At 41.1% G+C, this 12,101-nt stretch carries 10 protein-coding genes; 3 read left to right on the top strand and 7 right to left on the bottom strand.

Going from position 1 to position 12,101, the window contains the following annotated elements:
• Positions 1–35 precede the first annotated feature (35 nt).
• The 3 genes from MHB66_RS06640 to MHB66_RS06630 form a co-directional block, all read right to left on the bottom strand.
• Positions 36–944 (bottom strand): chemotaxis protein, encoded by a 909-nt coding sequence (locus tag MHB66_RS06640; RefSeq protein ID WP_024424709.1) that lies wholly within the window; start codon positions 942–944, stop codon positions 36–38.
• A gap of 73 nt (positions 945–1,017) precedes the next feature.
• Complete coding sequence (locus tag MHB66_RS06635; RefSeq protein WP_046312211.1) at positions 1,018–2,328, bottom strand: MFS transporter; 1,311 nt, start codon at positions 2,326–2,328, stop codon at positions 1,018–1,020.
• Positions 2,329–2,453: 125 nt separating this feature from the next.
• The gene (locus MHB66_RS06630; RefSeq protein WP_024424707.1) at positions 2,454–2,993 is read right to left on the bottom strand and encodes an RDD family protein; all 540 of its coding nucleotides are present in this window, start codon (positions 2,991–2,993) and stop codon (positions 2,454–2,456) included.
• A gap of 301 nt (positions 2,994–3,294) precedes the next feature.
• On the opposite strand from MHB66_RS06630, the gene MHB66_RS06625 reads away from it, so the two are divergent.
• Positions 3,295–3,447 (top strand): hypothetical protein, encoded by a 153-nt coding sequence (locus MHB66_RS06625; RefSeq protein WP_162842519.1) that lies wholly within the window; start codon positions 3,295–3,297, stop codon positions 3,445–3,447.
• A 64-nt stretch (positions 3,448–3,511) separates the two neighbouring features.
• Here MHB66_RS06625 and MHB66_RS06620 read toward each other — a convergent pair whose 3' ends face one another.
• Positions 3,512–4,396: a cation diffusion facilitator family transporter gene (locus MHB66_RS06620; protein ID WP_024424706.1), complete on the bottom strand. Its 885-nt coding sequence runs from the start codon at positions 4,394–4,396 to the stop codon at positions 3,512–3,514.
• A gap of 293 nt (positions 4,397–4,689) precedes the next feature.
• Here MHB66_RS06620 and MHB66_RS06615 point away from each other — a divergent pair, with 293 nt between their 5' ends.
• A complete protein-coding gene (locus tag MHB66_RS06615; RefSeq protein WP_046310791.1) occupies positions 4,690–5,859 on the top strand; it encodes an aminotransferase A in 1,170 nt (389 codons plus the stop codon).
• Between the two features lie 25 nt (positions 5,860–5,884).
• On the opposite strand, the gene MHB66_RS06610 is transcribed toward MHB66_RS06615, so the two are convergent.
• Both MHB66_RS06610 and MHB66_RS06605 read right to left on the bottom strand, forming a co-directional pair.
• On the bottom strand, positions 5,885–7,714 hold the full coding sequence (locus tag MHB66_RS06610) for a PAS domain-containing sensor histidine kinase (RefSeq protein WP_065214310.1): 1,830 nt from the start codon (positions 7,712–7,714) through the stop codon (positions 5,885–5,887).
• A gap of 156 nt (positions 7,715–7,870) precedes the next feature.
• Complete coding sequence (locus tag MHB66_RS06605; RefSeq protein WP_046310786.1) at positions 7,871–9,997, bottom strand: penicillin-binding protein 2; 2,127 nt, start codon at positions 9,995–9,997, stop codon at positions 7,871–7,873.
• A gap of 337 nt (positions 9,998–10,334) precedes the next feature.
• On the opposite strand from MHB66_RS06605, the gene MHB66_RS06600 reads away from it, so the two are divergent.
• Positions 10,335–11,129, top strand: a complete 795-nt coding sequence (locus tag MHB66_RS06600; RefSeq protein WP_034281569.1) for a CAP domain-containing protein — start codon at positions 10,335–10,337, stop codon at positions 11,127–11,129.
• 97 nt (positions 11,130–11,226) lie between these two features.
• Here MHB66_RS06600 and MHB66_RS06595 read toward each other — a convergent pair whose 3' ends face one another.
• On the bottom strand, positions 11,227–12,099 hold the full coding sequence (locus MHB66_RS06595; protein WP_046310784.1) for an NAD(P)-dependent oxidoreductase: 873 nt from the start codon (positions 12,097–12,099) through the stop codon (positions 11,227–11,229).
• Positions 12,100–12,101: the final 2 nt, after the last annotated feature.

Genomic DNA, 12,101 nt, shown 5'->3' with positions numbered 1-12,101 from the left:
CAGAAAAAACCACTCATACCGAGTGGTTTTTTCGTTTAGATAATAAAATGATCGACTTTTTCAATCAGCTGATGAATTTCTGGTTTACTGATTTGATCATCTGCCCCGATCGTTTCCCCTTTATGACGCAAATCTTCAGTGATTAACGAAGAGAAAATAAGAATCGGAATGGAATTTGTTAAAGGATTGTCCTTCAGCAGTTTTGTGAGCCGGTGGCCATCCATTTTAGGCATTTCAATATCCGTAATAATCATATCAATTTCTTCTGTGACACTGATTCCTTTGCTGACAAGGTCCATGACATGATCATATGCTTGTTTGCCATCTTCAAAGGTCACAATGTTTTTATAGCCTGCTTCGGTTAATTCATTTGTTAATAAACGCATGAGAAGCGGAGAATCTTCAACGACATACAGTTTCTTCCCTGTTCTTCTCTCGTCTTTCTCACCGTCAAACATATGATACGTATCAACACCAGAAGCGGATTCAATATCATAAATGATTTTTTCGTAATCTGGAAGGAAAATCATTTTTTCATCAAGCTTAATGATGCCCGTTAAATGACGGTCCATCCCTTGATTGAGTGCAGTCGGCTTCTCAATCTCTTCCCAGCTGACGCGGTGAATTTGTGATACCGTTCCTGTATGGAACACAAATTTCCGTTGGTTGAATTCAGTCACAATATATTTCTCTTGTTCTGACTGATCTGACTCGACATTAAAAAAGGAAAATAGATTGATGACTGGTAAAATCTCGCCTCGTAAACTAATCATCCCTTCTACATCTTGGTGAGAGTGCGGTACAACCGTCACCTCAACCGGCTGAATGATTTCTCTTACTTTCATGACGTTAATGCCAAATTGATTTGCACCAATTTCAAACTTCACAATTTCCAATTCATTGGTACCAGAGTCAAGTAAAATTTCTTGTTTGTTTAAAGCCACGGAAATCCCTCTATTCTTCAATATAAGATTGTACTTTTTATATCGGCAGCATAGGTAAAAAGTTGACGTTTCTTTACGCTTTCTCTCGAACGAATTGATGAATCACAAGTCCTATCGCTGCAAGGATGAGCAAAGACCCTAGTGCAAGGCGGCTTGCGAGATTTCCGTGCTCTGCAAACAGCAGGGTAACTGAGCCATAAATGATCGGCCCGATAATGGAAGATACCTTCCCTGAGAATGCAAAGAGGCCAAAAAACTGTCCCCTTTTTTCCTTCGGTGTCAGTTCAATAATCAAGATTCGTGATGCCCCCCAGCTTGCGCCAAGTGAAATCCCGAATAAACTGCCCGCTATCCAGAAGACCCATTCGGTTGCCGCTGTCACAGCCAGAATGAGCGCCACAATCAAAATGACATACACGACTGTAATCGATCGCTTTGCCCCTATCGCTTTTGTGATATATCCAAACAGAAAGGAGCCAATGATACTTGAAATGGTCGACACAAGATAGAGCAAAATAAATTGCCCAGCGGTAAAGCCAATGATGATTTTGGCATAAACAGCCATCATCGCAATCGCTGTTTGTAAAGCATCATTCATAAAAAAGAAAGCAATCATAAAGATAAAAGCTGGCTTGTACTTTTTCATCTCTTTAAACGTGTGAATAATCTCTTTATACCCGCTGAAAAAAGACGCCTTTTTCTCTCGCTGAGGCAGCGGATGAAGATCTTTTACAAAAAAGAGAAAGGGTAGAAAAAAGAGAAGGAATAAAAGAGCTGTCGGAATAAATGCTTCATGAAACTGGTCATTGCCGACAAGTAAATAAACAGAGAGGCCGACAAGTGTTCCTAAATAGCCAACGGCGATACCAAATCCTGAAATAAGCGGGATTTCTTCCTTTGTCCCAAGATCGGGCAAAATGGTGTCATAGAAAACAAGACTAGAATGATAAAAAAACTTTGCGATCACAAACAAGGTGACCACGACTAATAAAGAAACAGGCAGCCCAAACCATTCACTTGAGAAATCAATCCCAGCAAAAATCCCCATCAAAAGCGTACAAGCAATACATATGAACGTAAACACCGTAATGTAGCGTTTCTTGTTCCCTGTACGATCAATCAGCACTCCGTATAAAGGTGTAAAAATGACGAGAAAAAAGCTGGCTAGTGCGTTTGCATAAGAAATAAAGGTGCTGGCGATCTGGTCCATTCTCGCACTGTCCCCGATCGTTTCCTGCAAGTAAAATGGGAAGAAAATGGTGATCATATTTGATGAAAAGATCGTATTTGCAAAATCATACAACGCCCAGGCCAGCACAGGTGCTGTCAAAAACAGCCCAAAGCCTGCCCCTTTTTTCTGTGCGGTCTTTTTTCCTGTTCTCAATCGATTGTCTCCCTTCCCTGCCTCATTTTTCACTATCATTCTATTTTATGTGCTGTTTCCCTCTTCCATACGAGCGATCTATGAAAAAAAGCACCTCTTACCATATAGCAGAGGTGCTTTTTTCATTATTTCTTCACAACAATGGTACTTGCAATCAAATCGTGAAGTGCTTGTTTTTTCTCTGTGAAAAAGGCAATGATATAGCCAATATATAAGATCGGAGACAAAAAGCCTTTTGCAAAGAAGCGGCCAGTTGCACGGCCAAATGTGACCTTTTCGCCTGTGACTTTTGTTACTTTGATGCCGAGAGCCATCTTTCCAAGTGTTCCTTGCAATTTTGATGATTCCATGATGGCGTAATAAAGCCATGTCACCACGGTACCCATCAAGATTGCCCCTATATAGAAAAAGATCAGTCCCATAATAGCTTCCCACTCCTCATCCGTTATGACGGTTGAAGAATAGTAATAACTGTCGTCATCCATCATCATTGCTGCCTCTGGACTTGAGATAAAAAAGACTGACGCCAAAATAAACATGATAAATGCAATTGGTACACCGATAATGATACCGTCCAAAAGGTGTGCAAGAAAACGATAGCCTACACCTGCTAGCTCAGGATGCTTCTTTTCTTGAATGTGTGGTTCTGTTATGTTGGTTTCCATCCTATTTCTCCTTTATTATGTATGTTTTCTATAAATTTCTTATAATCATTCGTTATTATATCCTATGAATATAGCAAGATCAATGGAGCTTTACACTTTTACATACATTTTAGATCAGTTTGATCTAAGCGATTTATGTGAATAAATACTGAAAATTTGTGAAAAACATGGCACTTCTAGTTCTTTTACCTCCTGATTTTTTAACATTTTGTGATATTTTCGTCTTGTTTCCATTCTTCTGTTGACAATGATTCTTCAAATGGTACAATAGTCAAGGATTTTTTAAAGAAAGGTGTTCATGATGGGAACTGTCGTATTATTAAAGAACAACGAAATGACTGTAATTGAAGATATTTGCGAGGCTGATTTTTTAGATATGAAGCATGGTTTGTCAAATGATGACACAGCTTATATCTCTTGGTATGAAGACTACGATACTGCTTATGGATATTGATTTCATTTCATAGATGAAGCGTAAAAAAAGGCGATACAACCTGAGAATAGGTTGATCGCCTTTTTTACGTTTGTGCGCTTCTTTCACTTTCAGGTTCCACATGAATAAAGATTTGTGCATGCGGAAATTCCAGCTGAATCTTCTCTTCAATTCGATCACATAATTGGTGCACATCTTCAATCGTTGTCTTTCCATCTACAATCAAATGAAAATCAATATATTCCTCGGCACCAGACCGCCTTGTTCGAAAGTCATGATATTCAATAAATTCTTGACTAAATCCTTGAATGATCGCTTCGATTGATTGTTCTTCCTCTGGTGTTAACCGAGCATCAACAAGCGGCGGGAAGGCTTCCTTCATGAGTTTAAACGCTTCACGCATAATAAAGAGGGCCAGAACCATTCCAATGATCGGATCTAGGAAATACCAGTCGGTTAATGCCACAAGCAATAAACTAAATGCCACCCCTAATGACGTAAACACATCCGTTAAAAGATGCAATGCATTTGATTTCATGGCAACTGAATGTACTCGCTCAGCCTCTTTGTTCACAACCCTCGATACAACAAAATTGATGAGCGCGCCTAGCAGCATGACCACAATGCCAAGCACAGGCAGCTTGACTGGCTCTGGATGCATTAATTTGTGAACACATTCGTATATAATCCAAATGCCAGCAACGAAAATCAGCAGGGTCTCAATCGTTCCAGAAATATTTTCGACTTTTCCATGTCCATAAGGATGTTTAGAATCTGCTGGCTTTCTTGAAATACGAACAGAAATAAATGCAATAAACGACGCCATTAAATCGAGAAACGAATGAATGGCTTCTGATAAAACCGCAACAGATCCGGTTAAAAGACCCACAATGATTTTTAAGATGACCACAAATGTGTTGCTCAGCACGGATAGGAACGCGATTTTCGATGTCTTCGCTGATTGTTCCATCTATCGTCCTCCTTTAGGAGATCGTATGTCTATGAAAGCCATTCCCATGACCCTGATTCTCATGTTCTTTCAGTTTACGCAGTTTTGCCGTTTTCTAATCATCTTCATCACAGCCTGTATTTTCTCTTGAGGTTACGCTATAATAAATGTTGCTCTTTCTTCAATATATCACTCATGCGGTGATGGATAGGAGAATAGACTACATATAACGATATCCAGTGCCTTTCGCAGGTGACATTTATGCAGTGAATGGTAAAATAGGATAAAAACATAAATTTTTAAGGTGATGAGAAATGGAGCATTTGCTGAATCCAAGAGTAAAGGATATTGAAATTTCAGGCATTCGAACATTTTCAAATCTCGTATCGTCATATGAAGATGTCGTTTCATTGACGATAGGCCAGCCCGATTTTTATACGCCGCATCATGTCAAAACAGCTGCCAAAGCAGCCATTGACGAGAATTTCACCTCATACACTCACAATGCTGGTTTCCTAGAGCTAAGACAAGCGATCCAGCATTATATCAAGAAGAAAGTGAATCTTGATTATAATGCAGAGTCAGAAATCATTGTGACGACAGGTGCAAGTCAAGCAATTGATGCTGCGTTTCGAACCATTTTAACAGAAGGCGATGAGGTCATTTTACCTGGACCTGTATACCCCGGATATGAACCGATCATTCGAATGTGCGGTGCCATGCCCGTACATATTGACACAACGAATGCCGGCTTTAAATTGAATGCCAAGCTGATTGAGGATGCGTTAACGGAAAAGACAAAGTGTGTGGTTCTTCCTTACCCTTCAAACCCGACTGGTGTCACGCTTTCAGAAGAAGAATTGAAAGAAATTGCCCAGCTCCTTGAAGGAAAAGACATCTTTATTTTATCCGATGAAATCTACAGCGAGCTGACATTTGACCGGCCGCATCATTCAATTGCCTCTTTCTTAAAAGAACAGACCATCGTCATCAATGGACTGTCTAAATCTCATAGCATGACTGGATGGAGAATTGGATTTTTATTTGCTTCAGCTCCAATTGCTAAACATGTATTAAAAGTACATCAATATAACGTGTCTTGTGCCTCGGCTGTCTCACAAAAGGCGGCACTTGAAGCTGTGACAAATGGTGTGGATGATGCACTGATCATGAGAGAGCAATATAAGAAAAGACTCGATTATGTATATGATCGGCTCATTTCTATGGGGCTTCCGGTAATTAAACCTTCTGGCGCTTTTTATATTTTTCCATCCATTGAATCGTTTGGGATGAGTTCCTTTGATTTTTGCATGGAGCTGTTAGAAAGTACAAGACTTGCGGTCGTACCAGGTTCTGCTTTCTCTCCACTCGGCGAAGGGTATGTGCGCCTGTCTTATGCTTATTCACTTGAAACGCTGAAAGAAGGACTTGACCGGCTAGAACAATTTGTACTTGAAAAACGTTCCCTTCATTCGCTAGATTGAAACAACGGCTCTCTTGCCGTTGTTTTTATTTTGCAGGAAACGTGATGTGAAATACGGTGCCCTTTTCAGGCTGACTATCCACACGGATCGTCCCGTTATGATTTTCTAAAATATTAAAAGTGACCATGAGGCCAAGTCCGGTTCCTTTTTCCTTTGTGGTTAAAAAGGGCTCTCCAATCCGCTTCATTACCGATTCAGGAATGCCAACCCCTTCATCACGAATGGTGACAAGTATTCCATCACCTTCTGCTTTGGCTGTGATGTCTACCTTTCCTCCGTCCGGCATGGATTCTACGGCATTTTTGATTAAATTGATAAACACTTGCTTGAGCTGATTTTGATCCCCGTTCATCAGGAGACCTTCCTCTATCTCACTTGTGTTCATTAAAATGCCATTTAAGTTCGCTTGTGTTTCTAACAAGGCTGTGACTTCGCTGATGATTTTTTTCAAATCAAGCGTCTGCATTGAGGACGTTTGCTGCGGTTTCGCCAGCATTAGCAGCTCACTCAAGATAATTTCTATTCGGCTCAGCTCAGAGAAAACAATCTCGAAGTATTGATCGCGATCTTTTGTTTTCGGTTTAATGAGCTGTAAAAAGCCTTTGATGGCGGTCAATGGGTTTCTGATTTCATGTGCAATGCCAGCCGCCAATTGGCCTGCAATCGATAATTTTTCAGAGCGGAGCATGAGCTCTTCTGTCTGCTTACGTTCGGAGATATCTCTTAAAATAATTTGAACCGCTGTTTCTCCAAAAAATGTAGTTGGGATACAGACCATTTCTGTATAAATCAGCTTATGTTTAAACGTATGACAGCTCATTGTGACAATCTCAGAATCTGATGCTCTTTCAATAATACGTGATAAACTCTTTTTGACCTTTTGCTGATCACAGGAATGAATTTGATGAAAGATATCCTTTCCTATTAATTTATCGTAATGCTCTGCTTCAAATAATTTAATGCCAGATTCATTCATAAACACCCATTTGTGATCATGGATGACCGCAATCGTATCAATGGAATTTTGAATGAGCAGCTGATACCTCTCCCGGCTTTTTTGAAGAACGGTTTGAAATTTTTTACGGGATGAGATGTCCACGAGCAGTAAAAGCTCTGCCCGCTGATTTTGATAAATCGTCGGTGATGACTTTACCTCAATATGAATACTGCTCCCATCTTGACGCTTCCATATCTGTTCAATCATTCCGACTGGAAGTCCTTGCTGCAGCCTTGTTATTCGGCTTCTGACAATATCATGGTACTCTTCAGCAATAAAATCAAACGCGGACTTGCCGATCATGTCATCTCTTGCACTTACCCCCATTAATTGCAGCATCGCATCATTCGCATACACAATTTTCCCTAAAGTCGTAATACATAACGGGTTTGGCAGCATGGCAATCAATTGTTCAGCTTCACCGACATTTTGGAAAGCCGGCAGACTGCCTAACGACTGTTCTGCTACTTTTGATGTTGTTTGAAATGCTGCTTTTTGGGGCTCAGTATCCAGCACCCTCATTTTCAGGATCATTTCTCTACTTACTTCGTTGTCTAACCCATCACAAGCAACAAAATCAATGCTTGCTTCGATCCATACAGCTGTCAGATCACTTCTTAGCAGTCTAAAGTGGCAAACCTCTAGCATGTGCTGATTGTAAAAATAACTTTCGACGAGAAATTGATCTTCGGTATGAACAAAGTCTTTCAAAAAACACCCTAGTAAATCCTTTTGTTCATAGAGCAAAAGCTGCTTACAGTTGGAAGAAATGTAGAGAAAGCGGCCATTAGAAGAAAGAACGGCATGTAAATCGATGTTCGAATACAATTGATTCGAATCTTTCATTTGTTGTTCCATCGTCGTCCGACCCTCCTTTTCATTTTTTAGGGTTGTCCTTAGATTGATGTATAAAAAAGATTCGCTAGAAAACCCGTATTTTCCTTCTGTCATCGAGGGAAACGTCCATATTTTCAGCAAAAAGGGAGCACTTTCTGCTGCTGTGCTCCCTGCGGTTTATTGTTTTTCATATTTCTTTTGTAATTCAACGTACTTATCCACAATTTTACTTGGGATGTTTTTAATAACAGGATCCTTATCTGAGACATAAGGTGTCACGACACTAAACGCCACCTTTGGATTAGAAGAAGGATAATATCCTCCAAAGGTTAAGTTGTACGTTGAATTTCCCCACCAGCTGCGGTTGGCACCATAGTAGAACGTTTGCGCTGTACCTGTTTTTCCCGCGACATCATGCTGACCAAACCGGCCAGCGGCAGTTCCGCCTGTTGATGTGACCATTTTCAGTCCCGTTTTTACGCGGTCAATATCTGCTTTCGAGTTGTTAATCGTATTCAGCACCTTCGGCTCATATTTTTTTACGACTGGGCCTACTTCATCCTTCTTCGTTGGAAGATGAACACTTTTCACTACTCTTGGCTGAATACGGCTGCCTCCATTGGCGATCGTTGACATGTATTGCGCCACTTGAAGCGGTGTATACGTGTCGTACTGACCAATTGCTTCATCAAGCAAGAGTCCGCCGACCGTCTTAGGATGCGTCTGCATCCCGCTTGATTCCTGCGGCAGATCGATCCCCGTTTTCACGCCAAGACCGAATTGCGCATAGTAGTTTCTCATTTTTTGTAAGTGCTCAGGCCTTGCCGGTAACGGACCATCCTTTTGATAGGTGATGCCCGCCATTCTCATCGCTACTTGGAACATGTAGACGTTGGAACTTTTTTGGAGTGCTTGAATGTCGTTAACCCATCCAAGATCTTTGTAAGACCGCTTCGGTTTTCCATTACTTCCTGCAAAGTAGAGCGGTGTATCCATATAGGCTTGGTTGTGTGACATTCCGTCTTGATAACCAGAGAGGACAGTGGCTCCTTTGACAACAGAGCCCATTTCGTACTGGGTCGTAAATGTTCCGATTGCATAATCTGTGACGTCTCTGCCGTCCATTTTCTTGCCTGACATCGCGAGAACATCCCCTGTGTGAGGGTCCATCATGACGACAAAGGCACGATCCATCATATAGTTTCTCGCGCTGGCAGATCTAAGCTCTGATTCAACGATTTTGTCGACTTCCTTTTGCAGCTCCATATCAAATGTCAGCGCAAGATCAAGTCCTCTTCGTCCTTCTGTCCGCTTGATTTCATCGAGCAGCTTCCCGCCAACCTGTGTATATTGAACGGTCGCTTTCTCTGGGTTTAGAAAATCCTCGTATTGATATTCTAAATAGCTCTTCCCTACCCGGTCATTTCGCGAGTAGCCTCTTGCCATATAGTAATCTTCACGCTCTTTAATGATTCCTTGCTCTGGTGTAGTCACACCGCCAAGTACATTATAAAGGGTCTTTTCATACGGATATTTTCTTGTCCAGTCGTTGATGACGTTCACACCAGGCAGTTCATCAAGATGCTCTGAGACAAGTGAAATTTCTTCATATGTCAGGCTTACGGATGAAGTTTGTTTTGATTCTTTCGTTTCATCGAGTAAAGCCACTTTTTCGTCCCCTTTTTTCTCTTCGTTTGGGTTCATTGCCTTCACGATTTGGGGCTCAAAGGCATAACCGCCTGTAAATCTACGGTAGATCGCTGCAACAGCTTTTTCCTCTGCATCCTTTTCGATCGCTTTGACTTCTTTCTTTGGGACACGCTCTACTTGAAGCGGATAGACATCCTTTGCATCGATATCTTTTTTCTCCGCTTTTGAAATGAGTTTATCCGCTTCTTTCGGATGGCTCGCCAGCCAAAAATCTCGAATGTCACGCTCTCTCAAAAAATCAGTATCCATTTTTATATAAGTCGCAAGTTTTCTTGCTACCTTAATCTTATCCTCCGCTTTCACACCGCTTTCTGATGTATAAACGATGGCAGGTACACTTTCGTTATCAACGACGACTCTTCCTCTCGCGTCATACATTTTTCCTCTTGGAGACGGGTATGATGCTGTTTTGACCTCTGTTCGGTTGGCTTGCTTTTTATAATCTTCACCATTGACGATTTGCAGCACACCCAGCTTGATCACAAGTCCAGCAAATAAACTAAATACAGCGAAGAAAAAGAGATTAATTCTCCAGGCGTTCCGGCGCTTGATTTTTTTTTGCTCGGCAGCACCTTGATGCTGTTTCTCTCCCACTTATGTAGCTCCTCTCATCCTTTTCAATCTTTTACAATTACCACTCATTATTGTAACACTTTTGTAATAGTTGTTACAGCGAAACGAGTGAAAAAAAGCTGTCAATCCCTAATCTGCAAAAAAATATACTAACACTTTAAAATATTGGTATGTTTATGTCGTTTTCTTTAAATGGAAGAATCCCCTATCCTTTGATATGAAGCGGCTCTTACGATGACTTTAACAAAAATGACAAACTGGCATTGTCAATGGAGGATGCTGGTACGTTTATAACAAAAAGTCCATGTTATGATTTTTTGTGAGAAAACAAAACAAAGATTTTAGGAGGAGTTACAATATGAAGAAGAAATCATTCTTTTTTTCAGCGCTGACAGCTGCTGCACTCATCACATTCACTGGAGGACATTCAGCTGATGCGAAGGAGCTTAACCTGAAACAAGTAATAAATGTACAGCATCAAGCCATTGATCTTCATACACTAGCAGCAAAATTACATATCTCTTCAGATGTAAACAAGCTAAGCAAGTCGAATCAAAAAGAGATCGAAGCTCTATTAAACAAACTGATCAAAAGCGGTCAACCTGTTACTGGAACAAAAGTAGTGAAAGAAGTAAACAAAGCAAAACAAGAACAAAAACAAGAATCAGTGAAAAAACCAACTGCTTCTAAGCCAAGCACTCCAGCAAAAGAAAACACAAGCAGCAACACTAAAGCTGACCAAAAAGACACAGCGGCATCAAAAGCAGACAGCAGCTTAAATGCATTTGAAAAAGAAGTGGTTGAGCTGACAAATAAAGAGCGTGCAAAGCAAGGCTTAAAGGCACTTTCTGTTGATTCTAAATTAAGCAAATCTGCTCGCGCAAAATCTCAAGATATGAAAGATAAAAACTATTTCTCTCATACAAGCCCAACTTATGGATCTCCATTTGATCAAATGAAGCAATTCGGTATCACTTACAAATCAGCAGGTGAAAACATTGCCCAAGGTCAAAGATCCCCTCAAGAAGTTGTGACAGCATGGATGAACAGTGAGGGCCACAGAGCGAACATTTTAAACAAAAGCTATACACATATCGGTGTTGGTTATGTGAAATCTGGCAACTACTGGACTCAGCAATTCATCGGAAAATAATATCAAAAAAACCTGTCCCTATGTGGGACAGGTTTTTAGTTTGTTTTGAGAGTTTGTTTAAAGCTGCAAACTATTCCACCTAGGCGGGGCAGTTTATTTATTTGACCCATAATTTATAGATGCTCTGGGTCCCGCTGTTTTCTTCACCCTGTTCGCTCAGCTTTTCATAAAGTGACTTCGCAAGTGAGAGCCCTGGCATTTCTTCCCCCATCAGCTCTGCTTCTTCAAGTGCAATGCCCATATCCTTGATAAAATGTTTCACATAAAACCCTGGCTCGAAATCGCCTTTCAGCATTCTTGGTGCAAGATTTGACAAGGACCAGCTGCCGGCTGCACCTGTTGTGATGCTTTTGAGCACCTGCTCTGGATCAAGCCCTGATTTTTCGGCATAGGCCATTGCCTCTGCGACACCGACCATCCCCGCTGCAATGGCAATTTGGTTACACATTTTTGTATGCTGACCGCTTCCTGCCGGTCCTTGATATTGAATGTTTTCACCCATTTGCTCAAATAGCGGCAGACAGGCTTCATAGGCTGACCTTTCTCCGCCGATCATAATGGCCAGCGTGCCATTTTGGGCTCCTATGTCTCCGCCTGATACAGGTGCATCTAATGCAAATACACCTCTTTCCTTCGCTTTCAGCTCAATTTCTTTTGCAAGCTGAGGCTTCGATGTCGTCATATCAATGAGATATGTACCTGGAGCGGCATGTGTCACAAGCCCATCTTCACCTAAATAGATCTCTTCTACATCCGATGGATATCCCACCATTGTGATGACGGCATCTGCACTTTCTGCAATCTCTTTTACTGCCGGCTTCCATGATGCCCCTTTTTGAATCAATGCTTCTGCTTTTGCTTTCGTTCTTGTATAAACGATAACTTCATAGCCTGCATCCATTAAATGCCCTGCCATACTGCGTCCCATTACACCGATTCCTATAAAACCAACTGTTTTGATTTGTGCCATCA

The organism is Bacillus sp. FSL L8-0167, from assembly GCF_038630295.1.
In the GTDB taxonomy this organism is placed as follows: Bacteria; Bacillota; Bacilli; order Bacillales; family Bacillaceae; genus Bacillus; species Bacillus safensis.
Note: the sequence above shows the minus strand (reverse complement) of the source record. Positions and strands in the feature narration are given on the sequence as shown.

Bases quoted from the DNA above. Each gene is read 5' to 3' on its own strand.
- MHB66_RS06630 (WP_024424707.1), bottom strand. From the start codon at position 2,993: ATGGAAACCAACATAACAGAACCACACATTCAAGAAAAGAAGCATCCT.
- MHB66_RS06625 (WP_162842519.1), top strand. From the start codon at position 3,295: ATGGGAACTGTCGTATTATTAAAGAACAACGAAATGACTGTAATTGAA.
- MHB66_RS06620 (WP_024424706.1), bottom strand. From the start codon at position 4,396: ATGGAACAATCAGCGAAGACATCGAAAATCGCGTTCCTATCCGTGCTG.
- MHB66_RS06615 (WP_046310791.1), top strand. From the start codon at position 4,690: ATGGAGCATTTGCTGAATCCAAGAGTAAAGGATATTGAAATTTCAGGC.
- MHB66_RS06610 (WP_065214310.1), bottom strand. From the start codon at position 7,714: ATGGAACAACAAATGAAAGATTCGAATCAATTGTATTCGAACATCGAT.
- MHB66_RS06600 (WP_034281569.1), top strand. From the start codon at position 10,335: ATGAAGAAGAAATCATTCTTTTTTTCAGCGCTGACAGCTGCTGCACTC.
- MHB66_RS06595 (WP_046310784.1), bottom strand. From the start codon at position 12,099: ATGGCACAAATCAAAACAGTTGGTTTTATAGGAATCGGTGTAATGGGA.